General features: G+C 46.6%; 19 protein-coding genes. 7 read left to right on the forward strand and 12 right to left on the reverse strand.

All coding sequences use genetic code 11. The features are described from left to right. Positions 1-187: 187 nt before the first annotated feature. From SGRA_RS01090 to SGRA_RS01100, 3 genes are all read right to left on the reverse strand, one after another. Positions 188-1,183 carry a PorP/SprF family type IX secretion system membrane protein gene (locus SGRA_RS01090; protein ID WP_014373244.1) on the reverse strand — a complete coding sequence of 332 codons (996 nt, stop codon included), beginning with the start codon at positions 1,181-1,183 and terminating at the stop codon, positions 188-190. Positions 1,184-1,472: 289 nt separating this feature from the next. Then, positions 1,473-1,664 carry a hypothetical protein gene (locus tag SGRA_RS01095; protein ID WP_014373245.1) on the reverse strand — a complete coding sequence of 64 codons (192 nt, stop codon included), beginning with the start codon at positions 1,662-1,664 and terminating at the stop codon, positions 1,473-1,475. A gap of 323 nt (positions 1,665-1,987) precedes the next feature. Beyond that, positions 1,988-2,185 (reverse strand): hypothetical protein, encoded by a 198-nt coding sequence (locus SGRA_RS01100; protein WP_014373247.1) that lies wholly within the window; start codon positions 2,183-2,185, stop codon positions 1,988-1,990. 197 nt (positions 2,186-2,382) lie between these two features. Between SGRA_RS01100 and rlmN the strand changes: the two genes are divergently transcribed. The 5 genes from rlmN (at position 2,383) to SGRA_RS01130 (ending at position 8,140) form a co-directional block, all read left to right on the forward strand. Continuing rightward, positions 2,383-3,429 (forward strand): dual-specificity RNA methyltransferase RlmN, encoded by a 1,047-nt coding sequence (rlmN, locus tag SGRA_RS01105; protein WP_014373248.1) that lies wholly within the window; start codon positions 2,383-2,385, stop codon positions 3,427-3,429. A 1,128-nt stretch (positions 3,430-4,557) separates the two neighbouring features. Further along, positions 4,558-5,328 carry a superoxide dismutase gene (locus SGRA_RS01115; protein WP_014373251.1) on the forward strand — a complete coding sequence of 257 codons (771 nt, stop codon included), beginning with the start codon at positions 4,558-4,560 and terminating at the stop codon, positions 5,326-5,328. A 6-nt stretch (positions 5,329-5,334) separates the two neighbouring features. After that, a complete protein-coding gene (locus SGRA_RS01120) occupies positions 5,335-6,225 on the forward strand; it encodes a M15 family metallopeptidase (RefSeq protein ID WP_014373252.1) in 891 nt (296 codons plus the stop codon). A gap of 116 nt (positions 6,226-6,341) precedes the next feature. Further along, a complete protein-coding gene (locus SGRA_RS01125; protein ID WP_014373253.1) occupies positions 6,342-7,070 on the forward strand; it encodes a hypothetical protein in 729 nt (242 codons plus the stop codon). Positions 7,071-7,264: 194 nt separating this feature from the next. Further along, entirely contained in the window at positions 7,265-8,140 is an 876-nt protein-coding gene (locus SGRA_RS01130; RefSeq protein WP_050981187.1) for a hypothetical protein, read from the forward strand. A 498-nt stretch (positions 8,141-8,638) separates the two neighbouring features. Here the strand turns inward: SGRA_RS01130 and SGRA_RS01135 are convergent, their stop codons facing one another. From SGRA_RS01135 to cas1, 8 genes are all read right to left on the reverse strand, one after another. Continuing rightward, positions 8,639-9,121 (reverse strand): hypothetical protein, encoded by a 483-nt coding sequence (locus tag SGRA_RS01135; protein ID WP_071823228.1) that lies wholly within the window; start codon positions 9,119-9,121, stop codon positions 8,639-8,641. A 49-nt stretch (positions 9,122-9,170) separates the two neighbouring features. Beyond that, positions 9,171-9,635 carry a hypothetical protein gene (locus SGRA_RS01140; protein ID WP_014373257.1) on the reverse strand — a complete coding sequence of 155 codons (465 nt, stop codon included), beginning with the start codon at positions 9,633-9,635 and terminating at the stop codon, positions 9,171-9,173. Further along, positions 9,613-13,431 carry a hypothetical protein gene (locus tag SGRA_RS01145; RefSeq protein WP_014373258.1) on the reverse strand — a complete coding sequence of 1,273 codons (3,819 nt, stop codon included), beginning with the start codon at positions 13,429-13,431 and terminating at the stop codon, positions 9,613-9,615. The genes SGRA_RS01140 and SGRA_RS01145 overlap by 23 nt, the downstream gene beginning before the upstream one ends. Before the next feature lie 182 nt (positions 13,432-13,613). Continuing rightward, entirely contained in the window at positions 13,614-14,315 is a 702-nt protein-coding gene (locus tag SGRA_RS01150; RefSeq protein ID WP_014373260.1) for a hypothetical protein, read from the reverse strand. Positions 14,316-14,319: 4 nt separating this feature from the next. Then, on the reverse strand, positions 14,320-14,904 hold the full coding sequence (locus SGRA_RS01155) for a hypothetical protein (RefSeq protein WP_041329799.1): 585 nt from the start codon (positions 14,902-14,904) through the stop codon (positions 14,320-14,322). A 554-nt stretch (positions 14,905-15,458) separates the two neighbouring features. Then, a complete protein-coding gene (gene cas2, locus SGRA_RS01160; RefSeq protein WP_245538611.1) occupies positions 15,459-15,776 on the reverse strand; it encodes a CRISPR-associated endonuclease Cas2 in 318 nt (105 codons plus the stop codon). Continuing rightward, on the reverse strand, positions 15,773-16,561 hold the full coding sequence (locus tag SGRA_RS01165; RefSeq protein WP_014373263.1) for a hypothetical protein: 789 nt from the start codon (positions 16,559-16,561) through the stop codon (positions 15,773-15,775). Before SGRA_RS01165 ends, cas2 begins: the two co-directional genes overlap by 4 nt. Positions 16,562-16,576: 15 nt before the next feature. Then, entirely contained in the window at positions 16,577-17,593 is a 1,017-nt protein-coding gene (gene cas1, locus SGRA_RS01170; RefSeq protein ID WP_041329428.1) for a CRISPR-associated endonuclease Cas1, read from the reverse strand. A 406-nt stretch (positions 17,594-17,999) separates the two neighbouring features. Between cas1 and gcvT the strand changes: the two genes are divergently transcribed. Next, on the forward strand, positions 18,000-19,106 hold the full coding sequence (gcvT, locus tag SGRA_RS01175) for a glycine cleavage system aminomethyltransferase GcvT (RefSeq protein WP_014373265.1): 1,107 nt from the start codon (positions 18,000-18,002) through the stop codon (positions 19,104-19,106). 61 nt (positions 19,107-19,167) lie between these two features. Here the strand turns inward: gcvT and SGRA_RS01180 are convergent, their stop codons facing one another. Further along, on the reverse strand, positions 19,168-20,112 hold the full coding sequence (locus tag SGRA_RS01180) for an SPFH domain-containing protein (protein ID WP_014373266.1): 945 nt from the start codon (positions 20,110-20,112) through the stop codon (positions 19,168-19,170). Positions 20,113-20,256: 144 nt separating this feature from the next. On the opposite strand from SGRA_RS01180, the gene SGRA_RS01185 reads away from it, so the two are divergent. Then, the gene (locus tag SGRA_RS01185; protein WP_014373267.1) at positions 20,257-20,622 is read left to right on the forward strand and encodes a c-type cytochrome; all 366 of its coding nucleotides are present in this window, start codon (positions 20,257-20,259) and stop codon (positions 20,620-20,622) included. Positions 20,623-20,624: the final 2 nt, after the last annotated feature.

Below are 20,624 nucleotides of genomic sequence, written 5' to 3' on the forward strand. Positions count from 1 at the left end.
TTGATTCTTTTTTATGTATAAAAATTTAGCTGTTTTTTGGGGCCCGCGGCCGGCTAGCCTTCGGCTAGGTCGGCCGCCGCTATGCTGCGCCGCTCGCAGGTCTGCTCGGCCCTGCGTCGCTTTGCTCCTTGGTCTGGCGCTTTGCGCCACGGCTGCGCAGCGCTGGGCCAAGATAACGCTTGGCGGCCTACAAGATAGGACAATTCTTTTTGCTAGGAAATTTGGGTAGGGGCCGCCAAATATAGACAAATAAGAGTTCAAAGCCGCCTTGGCCCAAAGTTGCTGGCTGAAAATCGGAATAATTGACATCATAGCTCAGGCCCAGCTCCCAGTTATTTTGATACTGCAGACCAATACGGGGCTGCCAGCTATCTTGGAAGCGCCAAGAGAGGCCGGTATACAGACTGAGTTCTCGGCCGGGGCGTTGATCTAGGGCATAAAAAAAGAGCTGGCTGCTGCTCCACTCCTGATAAGGTCCTTGTTGTTGGAACTGAAGCGCCGTTTGGGCCTTCCATTTTTGGCCCCAGCCATAAGCTAATTGGATATAATGCAATTGTCGGATAGGCAGATAGCGGTCTTCTTCTCCTAAAAAGCTCTGCTTGGGTTCATGCAAATGAAAGAGGCCCAGTCCCCATTTCAGATGCCATTTTTTGCCTTGATAATTTAGGGCCAAGCCAGCGCCCAGATCGCTAAACAAAAAGCTTTGGGCCCTGGCTAAAGCGGGTTCTTGCAGCTGCCAGCTGGGATCAAACTGATCGCCCTGAAACTGTTCATCAAAGCTAGCGCCCTTATAATTGAGAAAGCGCTGGCCAGCCCCCAAATAGCCTCCTATATTCAGCGACCAATTTGCGGCTAAAGGCTGTGTTCGGGCCAAGCTCAGGCGCAAGAGCGATTGTCCTAGGCCCAAATCTCCAGCCTGATCGGCTTGGAGATAGAGGCCCCAATGAAAGCCGGCCAAGGCCTCTTTTTGCTCCAACCCTAGGCCCAAACTCTGGTAAGCCACGGGCACTGCCGACCATTGTTCTCGGAGCTGTAGATTGGCTCGGTAGCGGCCATCAAAGGCGCCTGTTTCTGCGGGCGAGGCGGTCCAGAGGCTACGGTCAAATTGGCTAAAGTGCAAATCTTGGCCAGAGAGCCAAGGCCCAAGGCCCAAAAGAAATATAAGTAGGTAGAACTGTTTCATGCAAAGCCATTTTAAGGAGAACAAGGGTGGAAAAGGGGGCCTTGGCCCAGCGCTGCGGAGGGGTGGCCGAAGGCCAGACCGAAGCCGCCGCAGGCGGCTGAAGGGCCGAACAGACCTGTGAGCCCCGCAGCATAGCGGCGGCCAGCAAAGCTGGCCGCGGGCCCCAAAACACCTACTAAATATAAGAAACTCCTTGAAAAAAGGCGGATTCTGTCTGGGTCTTGGGGGCAAAAAAAAAGCCCTTGGCGGGGCCAAGAGCAAATATACTTACTTAAGAAACAGAATAATTTTAACGTTGACGGCCTTTGACGGCTTGGCTGGCCCAATGAGCATTCATTTGCCCAAAAGGCTGCTGGCGCTGCTTGCCCTGATCGAGGACCAAAGTAAGGCTTACTGCATGAGGCTGTAGAGCAGGAGCGGCCTGTGCTAGGCTGTTCGTTTTGGTGGTAATTCCTGCTTGAAGAATGCGCTGCTTGTTCATAATATTCAGCTTTTGGGTGAAATAATATTTTGTCTAAAACTTCTTTTACATAAAATGCTATGGAAGTATAAGGGCTTAAAAGAACTTTTGCTAGTTGACGCAAGTCAAAAGCTGGGCCAGTTGTTTTATTTTTTTAGTGCTGGCCGCCAAGCTCCTTATTATTAGGCATTTAGAAAAAGGTTAAAGAAAGCTCAAAAAAGAAAGCGCCAAATTGACACATAGCCGCTTGGTTTGGCTGTCAATTTGGCGCTTGCGTAGACAAAAGCTAAATATATGGAGGATGGTATATTTTGGCGATTGCCTAAGCAAGCGCCGGGGCTTACTTAATTAGCGTGCTTGCTATTTTTCCAACTGAGGTGAAATTGGCGCATAGCGGGATAGTGGGCAAAGCATGGGCTTTGTCCGGCTAGGGCTGTGGCGGCATCCTGAATAAGGTTAGAAAAATGAAGCATAGTTAATTTTTTGGGGTGATCCCGATAAATTACGATTGCCAAACTGCGGCGGATGGGATTCAGTTCCAAGCTGGGGAAAAGTTTTTTTAGCTAAGCGAAAACCTAAAACACAAAAATCTATTTATCAATAACTTCTGAAAAATATTTTTTTTTCAAATAGGCCAAATGAAAACTATGGCCTTCTTATTTCTCCTCTAGAGTTAATCAGTAAAAAGCTAGTCTGCCCCAAGAATAATCCGTACCTTTGGGCCTCAAATTTAACTACAATGGGCTTACAACAAGATATTCGACTATTAGAAATGGAGGACCTACTCGCCTATTTTAAGGCGAAAGGCGCTCCCAAATTTAGAGCTAAACAAGTTTTTGAATGGCTGTGGAAAAAAGGCGCTCACAGCTTTGCCGAAATGACGAACCTCTCTAAAAAATTGCGCGAACAATTAGAGGAGGATTTCTGTATCCGCCCCATTACGCTCGATATGGAGCAGCGCTCTAATGATGGCACCATCAAAAATCGCTTTCGCCTACATGATGGCCACCTCATCGAATCGGTGCTGATTCCCGTCCCTAGCCAAAACCGCTTTACGGTCTGCATTTCTTCTCAGGTGGGTTGTAGCCTGAGCTGTAGTTTCTGCGCTACGGGCAAAATGAAACGCCTGCGCAATCTAGATGCCCCCGAAATTTATGATCAGGTCCTTTTGGTCAACCGCCAATGCGAAGAAACTTACGGCCACCCTATTACCAATGTGGTCTATATGGGCATGGGCGAACCCCTACTCGCCTATCGGCCCGTGCTCAAAAGTGTGGAGTTGCTGACAGCTCCCTGGGCCTTGGATATGGCCCCTCGCCGCCTCACGATTAGCACGGCGGGCATTGCCAAAATGATTAAGCGCCTAGCCGATGATGGCATCCGATCCAATCTGGCCCTCTCCCTGCATGCCGCCGATGATAGTAAGCGAAATGAGATTATGCCTATTAATGAGCAAAATAATCTAGAAACGCTCATCGAGGCCCTGCAATATTTCTATGAGCAGACCAAAGACAGCAAACTGACCTTTGAGTACATCGCTTTCAAGGATTTTAATGATAGCATAGAGGATGCCCAAAAATTACTGGCTCTCTGCCAACAATTGCCCAAGGTGAAGGTCAATATTATTGAGTACAATCCCGTAGAGGGCGTCACCCTAACCAAAGCCGCTGCCGAAAAAATTGACCGCTTTTCAGAATACCTCAACCGCAGAGGGGTGCCCTGCACTGTCCGCCGTTCTAGAGGAAAAGATATTGATGCCGCCTGCGGCCAGCTAGCCAATAAGTAGTTGTTTTTAAAGGAGGTTTGGGGCCTCCCGCAGCAAGCTGCGGGCGCTACGCTTTGGGGCTCGCAGGTCTGCTCGGCCCTGCGCAGGCTTCGCCTGCTTGGTCTGGCCTGACGGCCACCCCGCCGCATCGCTAGGCCAGTCGCTTCGCTCCTCTACTGCCGCATCGGTTACTCCCTTTGGTCGTCGAGCTGCGAACTAAAGTCCTTGCTGTGACCAGCTCCTTCTAAAGGCAGTTAGCTATAGGCCCATGGCAAAGCCCATGGACCCAAAAGGATCAAAACTGAAGTTTTGATCCTTTTTTTATGCGCTGTTTAAAATTTTGTGTTTCGCCTTTTTACTGCCTAGGGGCTTGTCCCTAAGCGACTATTGGCCAAATCCTAGCCAGCTAAACGCCCAAATTTTATACAGGCAGACAACATCCTAAACCCTCCTTTTTTTAGCACCAATTGTTAAGGACAAGTTAATTAAGGGATTTAACGAACTTATTATTTGATAGCAATGAGCTAGCTTTTTGTTAGCTCGACCTAGCTTTCTACTTGCTCGACCTAGCTTTCTACTTGCTCGACCTAACTTTTTACTTGCTCGACCTAGCTTTTTACTTGCTCGACCTAGCTTTCTACTTGCTCGACCTAGCTTTCTACTTGCTCGACCTAGCTTTTTGCTTGCTCGACCTAACTTTTTACTTGCTCGACCTCCCTTTTTACTTGCTCGAGCTAGCTTTTTGCTTGCTCGACCTAACTTTTTACTTGCTCGAGCTAGCTTTTTACTTGCTTTTTAGGTCCAGCAGGCGGCGAAGCCGCCGCAGGCTGAGGGATGGGCAGCAGTGGCCGCAGGCCAGACCGAGACAGCGAAGCTGGCGAAGGGCCGAGCAGACCTGCGAGCTGCGAGACAGCCCGACCCGCCCAATAATTCATGAGGGTTTTAACCCTCATTTTGTATAAGCTCGCAAAGCGATGCCGCTTTGCGCTGGGTTTCAACCCGGCGGAAGGGGCAGCCCCAAAAAAAAGAAAACTTAAAGACTTTAATTTTTCGGATATATCCTGTATAATGAGAGCAGAAAATTAAGGCCTAGAAATAAACATAGCTAGACCAAAGACATTATACATATAACCAAAACATCTCTATCTAATGATGAATAAAAGAACATTTTTGAAACGTTCGGCCACCTTGGCATTGGGGGCTAGTTTGAGTCCTTTATTCTTGCAATCTTGTCAGGAAGAAGGGCCAAAAAAAGAGGGGGAGCCCCAAAAAGAAGAGGCCACAGGCGGTTTATCAGAATTTGTATTGCCCGCTTTGCCCTATGCAGCCGATGCCCTTTTGCCCCATATTGATACGGAGACCATGAACATCCATCATGGCAAGCATCATGCGGGTTATGTAAAGAAATTGAATGCGGCTTTGGCGGATAATCCCTTGCAGAAAGAGGCCAATAATTTGGAGGACCTTTTGGGTCGTTTGGAAGATAAAGAGGAGCATACGGCTTTGCGCAACAATGGCGGTGGGCACTACAACCACAGCTTATTTTGGACCAATATGAGCCCAGAGGGCGGAGGAACGCCAGAGGGGGAATTTGGGCAAGCGTTGGCTCAGGCTTTTGGCTCTTTTGAGAACTTTGCCAAAGAATTTAAGGCCGCAGCCGCTAGTCGATTTGGTTCGGGTTGGGCTTGGTTGGCTGTAAATGCAAAAAAAGAGCTCTATATTTGCAGCACGCCTAATCAAGACAACCCCTTGATGGCTAAAATTGTAGAGCAGGCGGGTCAGCCTATTTTGGGCCTAGATGTTTGGGAACACGCCTACTACCTTAACTATCAGAATCAACGAAAAGCCTACATTAACTCTTTTTTCAATATTATTAACTGGTCGGCAGTGAGCCAAAACTGGTCAAACATCGTTAAATAAAAGAGATTGAAAAAGAGAATAGTTAGCGGACTGGGGGGCATAGGTTTATTGGTAGCCTGTACCCCTACGGTTGGCCCAGAAGAGGAGCAGCAGCCTCAGGAATTGATTCAGCCTGCCATAGACAGCAGTGCAGAAAAAGAAGAACAAGACAGCCTTAGCCTTTTGGAGCAATTGGACAGCAGTGGGCTGCGGATATCGCCCAAGGCTAGTGCAGCAGAACGCGCCAAGATTATGGAAATCATTAGCAAGGAATACCTGATGGGCCAGTTTAATCCGGCCACAGACCAACGTTTTGAGCGGATCGAGCGTCAGTATTTGGTCTATCCAGAGCGAAAAATCTTTATTCGGAAGGAGGCCATGGCCAAATTCAAGGAGATGCAAGCTCGGGCCAAGGAAGATGGGATTGCGCTAAAAATCATGTCGGCTACCCGTCCATTTAATGTACAAAAAGCCATTTGGGAGCGAAAATGGCGAGGAGAGCAAAGAGTGAACGGAAAATTTGTTCCTCAGGATGCGCCTCAGAAAGCCAAGGCCGAACAAATTTTGGAGTGGAACTCTATGCCGAGTACATCTAGGCATCATTGGGGGACTGATATTGACATAAACAACATAAACCCAGCCTATTGGCTCAAGGGGCAGGGGGCTAAAGAGTACGCTTGGTTAGTGGCTCATGCTGCCGAATTTGGTTTTTGTCAGGTCTATTCTGCGGGCCGTCCTTACGGTTATCAGGAAGAAAAATGGCATTGGTCTTATATTCCTTTGGCTAAAGAGTTCACAAATCAGTACAAAAAGTACATTAAGGATCAAGACATCCACGGATTCTTAGGGGCCGAGGCCGCAGCAGAGATTGAAGTTGTTAAAAAGTATGTATTGGGGATCAACCCAGACTGTCTTTAAAATAGCTTGATGAACTTGTTGTTGGCCAGCCCAACAATTAGAAAACAAAAAGCCCTTATTGCCAAAATCGAGAGGCTTTCATTTACAAACAAGTTCATTTAAAAGCTTAACCTAAGATGCTTTCAGAAAACGACATCCAACAACTAGAAGACTATCAGTACAACCGTCTTTCTTCTAGCGAACGCAAGGCCATTGAAAAGCGCATGAAAGAAGATCACGCCTATAAAAAAGAAGCCAAGGCTTATCTTCGCCTTTATCAGGGCTTTCAGATTGACAAGCTCAGCGCTGATATGGAACGTTGGGATAAAGAGCAGCAGCACCCCCAATTTTTCCAGCTAAAACATTTGGCGGTAGCGGCTAGCGTTTCGCTCTTTATTGCCTTAGGGGCCTATCTCTTTCAGCAACAGACGAGCAGCCCAGCCAACTATGCTCATTTTTATGAGGCCTACAAGCCCTTAAACCTACTATCTAGAGGGGGTGAAGGGGGCTTAGACAGCCAGCTCATATTGAAGGCCCAGACGCTTTATAAGGAAAAAAAATACGCTCAGGCGATTCCTCTTTTGGCCCAATGCCCAAAGACAGACTGCCAATTGATGCAAGGCGTAGCCCTACTAGAAACCCAAAAAGAAAATGAGGCAAAAGCCATTTTTCGGGAACTTAGTCGAGAACAATCTATTTCTTTAGAAAAACAGCAGATTGCAAGTTGGTACTTGGCACTGACTTTGGTAAAAACAGAAGAGTGGACCGCAGCCGAAAAAGAATTGGAGCATTTGCTACGTACTGCTAAAGAAGGTTACTATATTGAACAAGCTAAAGCATTGATGCAGCAGATAAAAGCCAGATAAGTCGCTTAGGTCCTTAACTAAAATTGTTGATCTCTAGATTTTTTTTTATCTTTACTATTAAAAGAACTAGTTTCAGGCAATGCTTTTGGCCCTAACTCATCCACTGAGTGCTAGCGACTATTTCGAAACAAAACTTATGCAGTTTGCGGGTCGCCAAAAAAATTCAATTGCAAAGTAAAACACCAATCTATTCTATGAGAAATCTTCGCCTCCCTAAAGAGTTAAAGCTTTTTGCGCTGATCGCTCTGCTGCTCGTCATGATTGTCGATAGCGCAGATGCCCAAAGAAGACGCAGAAAAGGTAGAAATAGTGGCCGTTTGGAAATCATGGAAAACCTTCCTGAGTTTTTCGTGAACGATAACCGCCTACCCGATTACCTCAAAATGGTATATCGCCGCGATGCGACTCGCCTAGCTCTTCGTTTGATTGACCGCGAGCAGCGGATGTCTAAGCAAACAATTATTGTCCCCGAAGAATTGGTCCAAGCTATTTATAATGCACTGGTGGCGGTTCGTCTAAGTGATTATGGGGCCGTTCAGGACATTACCTCTAAATATTATGTGCGTACTTTTCCGCAGCCCAATGTGGAGAATATCATTTTGCTTGCCGAGCATGATGCCGACTGGCTAGAGCCACTTAAGCGACGTGCCGATACTACGGCTAGCCCTAGTATCAATAACATTATTCGCAAGTATAATCTAGTCATGACCAATATGGTTTATCTGGATGAAGAGCGTGCAGGCCTTGTTTTGCAGTCTCGCGAGTTTATCAATATGGCGGCTTTGGCCATGAAATTCTATACGGAAGAAGGGATTGGTTCTATTGAAGAGACGCTTCCCTATGGAGATGGCAATGACATTAGCATTGAGCGAACTAAAGAAGGCTGGGACTTGGTCTATAGCGTGAAGTTTGGTAACTGTGTCAATCAATGTCAGAAGGTGCATCGCTGGGAGTTTTCCATTGATGAAGGTGGTGAAGTTTCTTACAAGGGTGACAAAGGCCATACGATTCCGCCTTGGTTGAGCCCAACGGCAGAAGCCAAAAAATATCCTGATGTCTTAAAGAATTAAGGCCTTTTAAAAAGAAAGCTATTGAGTACTGCTCAATAGCTTTTTTTATTTTGCTAGTTATTGATCTGCTGATCGAAGAATAAATACTATTTGTTATTGTTGTTTGTTTTGGGGCCCGCGGCCAGCATAGCTGGCCGCCGCTATGCTGCGGGGCTCACAGGTCTGTTCGGCCCTGCAGCCGCCTGCGGCGGCTTTGGTCTGGCCTTCGGCCACCCCTGCGCAGCGCTGGGCCAAAAGAAAAAAGCGAAACTTGCCCTGGGGGCAAGTTTCGCTTTGCGCAGAAGAGCCTGCGGGATTCCTTAGGGCATCTTCTGGGCGGGGATAAGGACTGCAGCGAGGAATACCGCTCTTATTCGTCCTACAGGCCCGAAGGGCCGCAGGCTGAGGGATAGTAGGCAGTGGCCCGCAGGGCTAGACCAAGGAGCCGAAGGCGACGCAGGGCCGAGCGAGCAGCGAGCTGCCGCATAGCCCGACCCGAGCGAAGCGAGCGGGCAGCCCCTAATAATAATTAATATAATAAAGGAAAAGCCCTGTTAGCTGGCCAAAAAGGCTTGTGAGGCTACTATTGAGTTTTCCTCTGAGCAACTCCTCATAGCTTTGGCCCTTTTTTGGGGGTTGTTTGGCGGCAATTAAGGCCCTAATTTTTTTGCGGGCTTGCGCATACTGCTGCCAGCTATACCAAGCCAGATAAATAGCCAAAACAAAAGGGAAACTTCTGGTTAAATCGACCTCCCAATAATCAAAAATCCAGATAGCGATAGGCAACATAATTGCGCCCTGTGCCAAGGCCGCCAAAAACTCTATGCCTTGGATCAGCAGCGTGTTTTCGCTAAACAACTTACGGTCTCCGGCCTTGACAAAAGGGATAGCCAAGAGCAAAAGCATAAAGCTAAAGACGATCTTAATCAGTAGCGCCAGTAAGTTACTAAAGACAGAAATGGCCAAAAGGCTAATAAAATAGGCAAATATAAGTTGAAGCATTTGAGGCTGTGTTTGGGCCAAAAAAAAGGGGGCCAAAGCCCCCTATACATTAGAATGCCGAATTGGCACGTAGACGGAACTGAGAATACATTCCAGAGTTTCCAGCCTCAACCGAATAAGTTTTGCCATTGATTTTCACCTTGGCAAACTTTCGTTTCAGACCAGCCACCGCATTGTTGTACTCTGGCTTAGAAGAGGCCGTAGTGAGCACGCCATTGGTGTATTGGAAATAATACCACTCTCCGTTGGGAGAAACAAAATAAATATTCAGTACATCTCCTCTAGCGGGATCCATTTGTACTTCTACCGCTCCTTTAACAATTTGGCCAATATGGGTGCCCATCATAGAAGCCAGCTGCAATCGGCCATTAGAGACAAAAGACTGCGTTTTGGGGCTCCACTTCATAATCATCTGAGAGAAGAAAAGCGTATGTTTTAAATCTTTGGGCAAGACGAGGCGGTTATCATTGGCCACTTTTTTCCACAGCTTATCAAAGGCTTGGTTTTCGGGCACAATCTAAGGCGCCACTACCAAAGGTAATAAACTGGGCCTCATTTTGTTTTACACGGATATTATCAAACTTAATTTTTTGGTCCTTAAAATTGTCTACATTAAATTCCAAAAAGCCATCTGCCGTATACTCTCGCTTACTAATAATGTTAATGGTAGCATCTAGAATTTGGTGATTTTGGTTAAAGGTATCGGCCACAATTCTAGAGCTATCGAGGGTACGCATATGGGCATGTCCTTCAATTTCGATATGCTCATTGATGGGGTAAATAAAGGCATCCGCTACTCGGATATACTCTACGCCATCTACCTGTAAGAGCCCCGTATTGAGGTCATAATCTGCAGACACTCCCATAAAGTAAAGTGAGTCTTGGCTTTCTTCGGTGGCCAAGAAAAAGCCGGCTTTCCCCTCGGTGGCATCAATATGAATATTGCGTTTATCCATATCCCAGTGGAAGCGGTCCAAAGAGGTTTTATAAGAGTTATAGGGCAGGTCGGTACTGAGGTCCTTTTCTCGAGCAATAAAGTCACCTGTTCGTTTATCAAAATCGACTACTGCCTCTACATTGTTGTTATCAAAGGCAAAGGCCACCTCTCCTTGTTGTTTAATGGAGACGGCCGTAGAGGGGGAAGTCACGCTATTTCGCCCAAATTGAAAGTCTCCGCCAGGGTTTGATTTCAGGGTCGCTTCATCCCATTCAAAGATTCCTCTACCCAACAAGCCGTTGGGGGTTAAGTTTAGCGAGCCATCTAGGACATATTCTCCGCTTTCGAAGAACTGAAAAGGGACCCCTTCTTCCATATCCGACTCAATATACATAGAGTCGCTATAGGGGGCCCAATCAATAAATACAGATTGTCCATCTACTTTAGGAAACTCTACGCCATCAATTACTTCTTCCTCTAGGGCAAAGTCTTTTACGCTATCGGCTACAAAGCGCTCGGGCAAGAGCTCGATATACTCCGAGGAGATGGTGGCCCCCAAATAATCAAGGGTACCATTGGCCAAAAACCCTTGGTTACTGATCCCAAAGGCGCCTTTAAATTGGCCTTTTCCTTTTCCAGGATCTTCTCTTAGGTAAATGGGGTAACCTTCCTCTCCGGGGGTTTCCGACTCAAAGCCCAGAGAAAGGTCCAGATACATAATCTTTAGTGGCTCATAAATCTTCGGAAAGATATCGGCGGGAGTCAAACAGCCCCGCAAGCGCAAATTATCCGAGTCATAATCTTTTAAGGTGTGTATTTCAAAGTTTGGATAAACCTGATAATAGAAATCTTCTTGCGGATAAACCTGCTCGCCATAAATCTCATTCAGGCGGCTTTCCCGTTCAAAATAAACATAGGCCGTATCGCTCACAAAGACAGAAGGCATATCGGGCGGGCTCTCCTGCTTACCCGACTTATTACTAGGGGCATCAATAGATAATACGCCCTTGGTATTTCGCAACTGATTATTGATGAGTAGGGTTTTCTTAGAGGGTTGTCCCTCGTCGGTAGTTGCTCTAGCATCGCTATTAAAACCAGCATAAGGACCAGAAGAGTATTTCTCCCGCTCATATACATAAAAGTCAATGAAGTCAATACTGTCCATGGCCACTTCATAACTTTCATAGAAGAAGCGGAAGTTTTGCCCTGTAAACTTGAGCAAGCCTGCTTCCATCACCCCATTAAAGAGCATATCTTTATTGGCCAACATCTCTACTTTTTGCTCCAAGGGAGATACATAGACCTGCTGACTATCAGAAAGGGTGAAGGCAATAACGCCCATGGTCTCCATGCTCTGATCTTTCAAATTAAAGGTGGCATTAGAAGAACGTTTCTTGGCCTTTGAAGGGACCGATTTGATTTTAATTTGGTCGTAGTTGTGTACATTAAAGTCACTTCTACGGGCCGATTCCTTATAGTGAAATAGCTTTTTACGCAAAACGATCAAATCCTCTTCGGGATCATAGGTAATAAAACCATCGGCAATCATTTCCTGAATCAAGGTAGAGCCATTGTCTCGATTATGAGAAGGCGAACGCACATCATTGATAAAGTCCCAGTAGTAATAGGCATCGATCATTCCCTGAGAAAAGACAGAGGGAAAGCCCTTCTCAAACTGGTTCCAATCGTCATAATTTCTAATGATCTTAAATTTGGGGTTCATTTTCGCTTTCTGGATGGTTTTGCAGTCCATAATATGCAGTTTTTCCATCCGCTTATCCAACATCCCTAACAAAAACTCTGGGGGTAATCGCTTGCTGTCATCTACCTGTAGGCTCAATTCCATATCCCAATTGGCCAATTCGTCATCTGGGCATTCGCCATTGGCGCGCTGCTCCAAACTGCTGCCTAGGGCCTCCGAAATCAGGGCAAATTTAATAATGGGGTTGATGGTCCCAATCAATTGGTATTTGTGCATAACATCATCATCAAAGTACTCATCAGAGGTAACTTCCATGTTCTCTTTGTTATCGCCCAATTCCATTTCATCACTATCAATCTGCCAACGAATCGAGTTGGTCCGCATTTCTCCATCTTGCAAGGAGTTGTAAAAAGGTACCTTAGAGGTCTTGTCTTTTCCTCGCTCCAAACTGAGGTACTTTTTCTTAATGTCATAACGCATCGAAATGTTCGGATGATAAATAGAGTCAATCCCGTTTTCGGTCTCAAAGTAAATACTCACCTCCGCAGAATAAGACTCTACTTTCTGCCCCTTGGCAATATCAAAAGTCTCGGCAAAGGCCCGGACCACTAAGTCGCCTTTGCTATTCGTAATCTCAATAACCGAACGGTTGTTCTTATCGCCATACCCCCGCACGTAGTTCCCCTCTAGCTTAAATCCTCCCCGATAATCTACTCCCTCTCCAATGTCATCAATGGCTACCCGCTTAGAACTAGAGTAAAAACGAGGGTAAGATAGATTGGCCGGCTGCCGAATCCCCTCCTTTTTCTTGCCCGTTTCTTCATCCTTATAGGTATATACTTCGGAGCGTCTCGAAATCCGATCCTCAAAAATCCCCACCATCGGCTCCTTAAATACCGAGGGGTAAATTAAGGTAGAACTATCTACTTTATAAGAGGTTTGCTTGGCCAAAATATCATAGTCCGAAATCTCACAACGGGCATCTTCAGCCCCCTCCTGCCGCCAATGAACAACTCCTGACTCGCCTTCCCATACCGCATCTTTTCGCAAAGGATAATAAACTCCAGAAGCCTCCTCAATGGTCAAAGAGTCATCCTTATTAAAACAATATAAGGTGGTGTTTTTATACTGTATCCCCAACTCATTGTTCTCAAACTTAATCACAAAGTTCCGGCTGTCGGCCTTCCAAGTATGGCTGCCTCGACTCACTTTATAGAGGTTGTTTTCAATCCAAAACCCTAAGGACCACTTAAGGTAGTTCTCAAATAGGTAGTTGTCCCGAATCTCTTTTCCCTCCAATACTTTCAAGGAAATCTCAATCCAACGATCAAAGTATTTTTGGGTCAAACCATCATCTTCCGCAAAGGACACAATGGTCTCTAATAAGGGCCGAATGTAGTTGTATCGCTTCATTTTTAAGCCCACCATTTGGTTAGTTAGCTTCAAAAAACCCTCATAGTGCTGCTCGGTTACCCGCCGCTCTTTGATCGCTTTCTTAAAGCGCTTGAGCGTCTGCTCACAGTCATCTCGCTTAAATTGAGTCAATACATCCTCAATTTCCTTATATAATTTATCCCGATCTGTCGGCTCAAAAGGGTCGGTATTTACCCCCTGCGCCCAAAGACTGCCCACTAAAAATAGCAGGCCCATCAATACTGTTAATTGCTTCATCTCTTTTTTATTTTTTATTTTTTTTGGGGCCTCCGCTTCGGCTTCGCCTTGCGGCGCTACGCTGCAGGGCTCGCAGGTCTGCTCGGCCCTGCGGCCTGACGGCCTTGGTCTGCGGCTTCGCCGCCCCCTTTCGCATCGCTAGGCCATTGGCCCCTTCCCTGCCCAAAATTACAATTTTGCGCTTAGTGGATGAGCTCCTTCAAGGGAATCAAATCCAAATAATTGACAATCGCTTTTTCTTCGCTCAAATAACAATAATATGTCAAGGCCCATAAAGGCCCCAAATAATAGAGCAGATACCCAAAATCTTTTTTATTAAAGTAATATAATCCAAAAAATAATGCCCCCGCTGCCGCAGATAAGATAAACCCCAAATCAATAAATACGCCTCCTTTTGCCCAACCCAAAAGGGTATAACTCAGGCCAATTAACCCAAAGCAATGGGCCAAAAAATAGAGCCATAAAGGAGACATCAAAAGGGCAGGCCTCGGTTGCCGAATCAAATTGCTTAGGGGCAGAAATAAAGCCGAAAATAACAAACTAGCTGTGGCCCACAAAATGGCCCGGTCCAAAGCTGGCCAAGCCCAATACCAAAATAGGGCCGCTAGCAACAAAATAAAATGCCCCAGCAGTTGCGGGCCCGTCCAGATCCAATAAGCATCAAATTTGGGCCGCTTAACAAAGACCGATAAGCCCCGCCAACTGTTCCAGAGCAAAAAGGCCAGCAAGTATAAATAGACTAGCTCAGGATGAGCTAGGCCCCAAGAACTATATAGCTGGCGACTAGCTTCCATCAAAAAGAAAAAGAGCAGGTCCAACAACAAGAAACTCATCAAGTTGCTGCGCTCTTCCTCTTCTTCCCAATAATCTAAAAGACGAGTCATCTAATTATTTGTTGGCGGTCTTTTTATTAGAAAAGCGACGCAGAAAACTCTCTTTATAGCCCAAACTCAATAAGGCATTCCGAAATTTCTCTACCTCTACGGCCTGAAAACTAGGGTTTAATAGACCAAAGGATAAGCGATAATGCCCATTCGCATAGCTGATGTGCAATTGCTTGGCCAAGGCTTCGTTCCAAGCCGCCTTCGCTTGCAATTTTGACAGATCTAGTAAGCGATCTGCCGAAAACTGCAAGCTATGCGTGAGTGCATCTCCATCTACCGACTCAAATAAGACGTCTTCTTGCACAATATAGGCTTGCTTAAACCCAGATTTTTTGACCAAGGCCAGCACCTTGGCCGCTGTGGCCTTGCCCATGTACTTGCCTAGGTATACCCGAGTTAGGCCTTTATCTGTTGGCTCAAAACTAAGCACTCCATATTTGGCTAAGGGCGCAAATACACTACTATCTATGGCCTGACTCATAGCCGCAATGCGCAATTTATAGGTTCCTTTAACAATTTGCGCTTTTACTGCCGTTTGCCCAAAGCATAAAAGGGCCAAAACAGTCATGAATAATCTAATGCTTCGCATAAATCTATTTAAGTAACTGAAAAAATGGTTGGTCATTTTAAGGTACAGCTTTTTTATTGGACCGACAATAGTTTTTAGTTTCCTTTAAGGGGCATGCCCCTGCTCTTCCCCAGATTCAATTAGGCTTTTTCTAAGCTAATTTGCTTCTATTTACTAAGTAAAAAAGAGCCAAGGCGGTGCGGCCTTGGCTCTAGTGGAAAGAAATGCTTATCTATTCTACTGACTTTTTTGATCTTTAGCTTTTGGTCCATAAAACGCCCCGCCAAAGGTCCCCCGAAGGGATTCCTTAGGGAATCCCGAGGAGGGGCGGCTGGGCGGGGTCGTCATCAGGGATGAGGAGCGAAGCGACGAATGCCATTTTAAGGGAGCAACTAGCGGCCAAAGAAGAGCGCCCCAAGAAGAAATGAAGGTGGAGCGGCCCAGCGCTGCGGAGGGGTGGCCGAAGGCCAGACCAAAGCCGCCGCAGGCGGCTGCAGGGCCGAACAGACCTGTGAGCCCCGCAGCATAGCGGCGGCCGAGCTAGCCGAAGGCTAGCCGGCCGCGGGCCCCAAAAATCACAATAAAATAAATAGTAGTTCATCTAATAAACGGCGGAGGTCTTCTGATTCTCCGGCCCAGACCATTTCCTCTATGCTTTGCTTGCGGATAGGAAAACAAATGAGGCTATCTTGAGGCAGGGCCTCGGGGTGGTGCAACATCAGTTGTTGGAGGTCGGCCCTTAGTTCACGGATTTCCTCTAGCAGCATATTGGGGGCAAAAAAGACCGACTTTTGTAGGCGCTCGGCCCCTTGGCGCTGCAACAATTTGCAAACGGCCAGCCGCAGCCGATTAGAAGAAATATCGTAGGACATAATGTAGTGACTCTTCTTCATCGGGCTCTAAACATGGTGTAGGTAACAAAAGCAATGGTCACGCAAACCATAAAAATGATGACCAATTGATAAAAATTCCAGCGTTCTTGGTCCATCCGCTGCTGTTGTTGTTGCTGCGGTTCTATCTGCAACCTTTCTAATCTTGGAGTTGCGGCGGCGGCCTGTCCTTCTTGCTGCTTTCTCTTCTTTTGCCAATAATCCTGTGCATCTTTAGGACTAATTTTTTCGGGAGAAGCCTTGGGCTGCCTCAAATCTTCCTGATGAGCGGCCAACTGGCTTAGCTCATCGGTGGAGAGGGCCTGAGGGTGCAGTTCGTGCCTTTCGGTAGGATAGCGCAAAAGGACATCGGAATTGGCTTGGGCATAGACCCAATAGCGCACCCCGCCATGGCCGCTACAGGCGCCCCTTCCTTTGAGGTCCTGTTGTTCTTCATCCATACAAATACAGCCTAGGCGTTTTGTTCTATCGGGTTCGGGGCGATTGGACTGCACATATTTGGGTGTAGCTGGGGCTGTTTTGGGTTGATCAGCAGGCGGAGCGACGGGTCGTTCTTTTTCCAAATCGGAAGAGCGCAGCTCCTCCTCCCATTCATCGGCCTCTATAGAATCGATTAGGGGGTAGGTTTTTTTTTCGGGGCCTTGATTGAGGGCCAATGGAGCGGCAGAAGTCTGGGGTTCCTCCATCCATTCGCCAACCTCCCAGAGGAGCAGAGGCGTTCCGCCCAAAGTACTTAGGCCCAAAAAATAGCTCAGCAGCTTCCACCAGTCTAGTTTAAATGTTGACATTTGTATGTAGTTTGGTTAAAAATCGAGGGTTTTCAGATAGCTAGCTAAGCTTTGGAGGCCTAAGTCTATCTGGGTTTTTCTTTTTCTTTTTTGGCCCTGATAAATAGTGCGTTCCTCCAGATGGCCCAACATGGCGGCAATCACCTTTTTCTTGCCAGAGGGGGCTAGGCGGATGCCCTCTCGGATAGAGCGTTCTTCAAAATGCTGTTGGGGATCTAAGCCTTTTTCGAAGACCAATTGCAGGGCGGTCCATTCGGCCCAATGCCGATAAATTTCGATACAATCAAAGACCAGGGTAGGCCGATTATATCGGTCGGTATGCAAGACGCCCATATAGGGATCTAGGCCTGCTTTGATGAGGCTGAGTTCGACCAAGGGATAGAGCATTCCATATAAATAATTGAGTAGGGCATTAAAGGGATCGTAGGCGGGGCGGCGCATACGGCCAGCAAAGCCCCATTTTTCGGGCAAGACTCTGGCAAAGGCCTGAAAATAAGTTCGGCTAGCGCCGCCCTCCCAGCCTCTGAAAGAGGCGGCTAATTCTTTCAAATTGGCTCGGGGAGAAATGGGGAGTTTCTCCCATCTTTGGATCAGTTTGCTCAGGGATTTTTGGTCCTTGACAAAATCGCTTTGGCCTTGTTTATCTTTGCGGGCATAGGGTTGCTCTTGCAAAAGCTCTAGGGTCGTGAGTTGATTTTTGGCCCTTTGGAGCAATTGGTCTCGCACCCAATCCATACCCAGCGGATGGTCGGCAAAGCGGGCTTGTTTTTTTCTGACCGTAGAGATAGAGCCATATTGGCCCGACCAGAGATAGCCCTGCGAGCGGCCCATTTGATCGGTAAAGACCATAGGAATATTATGAGAGAGGGCCAGAAGAATGGCATCGCTACTGATGCGCACCCCTTTGGTTAAAAAGATACAATTGATTCGCTGACAAGCGATTGCACGGCCTTCTGAATGCTTGGGTTTGAACCAAAACATGCCATTTTCTACGCCTAAAAAGGCTCCGTATGAGTCTAAATATAATTGCATGAGTTGGAGGCTTCCGAAAAGCGTGCAAAAACATAAAAGACTGAATATCAGGATAAAAGTCAAAAGCAACTCATCAAAAAATGATAGTTATTATATATAATTGATAGACTAACAGCTAGTTGCAAAAAGCGGGCGTTTTATTTGGCCCAGCGCTGCGGAGGGGTGGCCGCAGGCCAGACCGAGCTGGCGAAGCCAGCGAAGGGCCGAACAGACCTGTGAGCCCCGCAGCATAGCGGCGGCCGACCTAGGCGAAGCCTAGCCGGCCGCGGGCCCCAAAACAGCAGAAAAGAAAAATTAAAGGGGAAGAGAAGCTCGACAAAAACATAAAAACTTGTAGTTTCGTGCCGCAAGAACAAACAACCTATACCGCAGGCAGCTTTAGGGCTGCACAACAAAACTATAGATCATGAAAAAAACAGCCTTACACCATATCCATGAAGAACTTGGGGCCAAGATGGTTCCTTTTGCGGGTTATGATATGCCCGTTTCTTATGCCGGAATCAAAGCCGAGCATTTGGCCGTACGTTCCTCTGTTGGTGTTTTTGACGTTTCGCATATGGGCGAATTTATTGTGCGTGGAAAAGAAGCGCTGGATTTGGTGCAGTGGGTAAGCTCTAATGATGCCAGTCGTTTGGAGATGGGCGATGTGCAATATAGCTGTCTGCCCAATGAAGAAGGGGGAATTATTGACGACTTTTTGGTTTATCGTTTGGGCGAGGACCAATGCGCGGCAGGAGAGCAAGCCTTTATGTTGGTGGTCAATGCCTCGAATATGAAAAAGGATTGGGATTGGTTGCAATCTCAGAATCGCTTTGACTGTGAGCTCATTGATATTTCGGATAAAACGACTTTATTGGCCGTGCAAGGTCCAAAAGCGGCCGAGGCCTTACAGTCATTGACCGAAATTGCTTTGGGCGAGATGAAATACTATAGCTTTCAGAAAGGAAAATTTGCTGGCTTGGAAAACGTATTGGTTTCGGCAACGGGTTATACGGGAGCTGGTGGATTTGAGATTTACATTCGCAATGAAGATGCGGAAGCTCTTTGGACCGCTATTTTTGAAGCTGGAGCTGCTTATGATATTCAGCCCGTGGGTTTAGGTGCTCGCGACAGCCTCCGTTTGGAGATGGGCTATTGCCTTTATGGCAATGACATTGATGATACCACCTCTCCTATTGCAGCGGGTTTAGGTTGGATCACCAAATTGCAAAAAGGCGATTTTGTGGGCAAGGAAAAAATTGCTGCGGTTAAGGAAAACAAGCCTACCGAAAAGCTTTATGGATTGGTTATGGAGGGGAAACGTCCGGCCAGACAAGGCTATTTGGTGTATTCTGTAGAGGGAGAAGAGATTGGACGGATCACCTCTGGTGGCCCCTCTCCTAGTTTAGGAAAATCTATTGCCTTAGCTTATATTCAGTCGAATTGGGCCAAAAAAGATACTGAAGTTTTGGTAGAGATTAGAGGCAAGCGCTTTGCGGCCAAGCTGCAGCGTCCTCCATTTTGGAAGGGCTAAAGAAGAAAAGCGGATCAAGGAGTTAACTCCCTGATCCGCTTTTTCATTTCCTAGTATTAGGCTAGTGTTTTTTCTCTGCTTTCTTGATGGCCTCTTCTTCTAGAGAAGAGATTTTCAGCTTATTGAGGTTATCGCTCAATTGGGTACCCTCCATAATTTGTTGTTGGAGGCCAGAGAGCGTACCTGGGCTATAAGGCACTAAAATAGAGGCATTTTTCTCTCCAATTTCCTTAACCGTGTCATAATGCTGGGTGAGCAGCACAAACTGCATAATTTCGGAGGGAGAGACATCGCTAAGGGTATTGCTAAAGTCTTCTACCGAATCGGCAAAACCTTTAATAATGGCCAGACGTTGTTCGGCCACCCCTTCCCCTTGCAGACGTTTAGATTCTTTTTCAGCTTCGGCATCTTTAATCTTAGAAATTTTGCGCCCTTCGGCATCTTCCGCAATGGCTTCTTTATTTCGGCGGGCGGCATTGATGCGGTTCATGGAATCCTTGACCAATTGGTCGGGGTCAATATCTGTAATTAGGGTTTTGACAATGCGGTAGCCGTATTTCTCCATATGTTCGGCTAGTTCCATACGAACTGCCGTGGCGATATCATCTTTGCGGGCAAAAACATCATCTAGCTCCATTTTGGGCACCTCGGCCCGGACCACATCAAAGATATAGGAAGAAATTTGGTTATAGGGATTATCTAGTTCATAATAGGCCTCCTTTACTTTGGTATCCATGACTTGGACGTGCACCGAAGCCTGTAGCTTGACAAATACATTATCCTTGGTTTTGGTCTCAATTTGCACCTCCATCTGCTGGATCTTGAGGTTAATCTGCTTACTGACCTTATCTAAGAAAGGGACCACAAAGTTGAGCCCAGGATGCAAAATGCGATTATAACTCCCCAAACGCTCTACAATATGGGCGGAACGTTCTCGGACCATTTTGAAGGAGGAGAAGAGCACATATAAAATAGCGCCTAAGGCGATTAAGGGGATAAATTCCATACTTCTAGTTTGTATTGGTTCTAAAAAAGAAATCGGGGTTGCTTTTTGTGCTATCTTGCACATACAATATAAGGCAAAAAGTCTTATTAAGGGTTCAGCTTTAGAGCGAAAAAACATATTTTCCAGCTATCAAAAATGTAGATTATGAGCAAAAGACTAATTATCAGCAGTTTGTTCCTCGCCACTATTTTTGTGGCCTGTGGGGGCCCCAACAACAACAGCAATAACGGCAGCAGTAGCAGCAGCAGTAGTAGCAGCAGCACAAAAACGCCCGCCAAACCCAAAGCCGTTAATGGAGCGATGGTATATAAGAAAAACTGTGTAGTTTGTCATGGGGCCAATGGCCGCATGGCCCTAAATGGCGCTAAAATTCTTCCCGAATCAACCATGACGCTAGAAGAGCGCATTATGCAGATCAAAAAAGGAAAAGGCGCCATGCAAGCCTATGAGGGGGTACTTTCTGAGGCGGCCATCAAGGCGGTAGCCGAATATACCATGCAATTTAAATAAGT

This window comes from Saprospira grandis str. Lewin (genome assembly GCF_000250635.1).
GTDB classification, from domain to species: domain Bacteria; phylum Bacteroidota; class Bacteroidia; order Chitinophagales; family Saprospiraceae; genus Saprospira; species Saprospira grandis.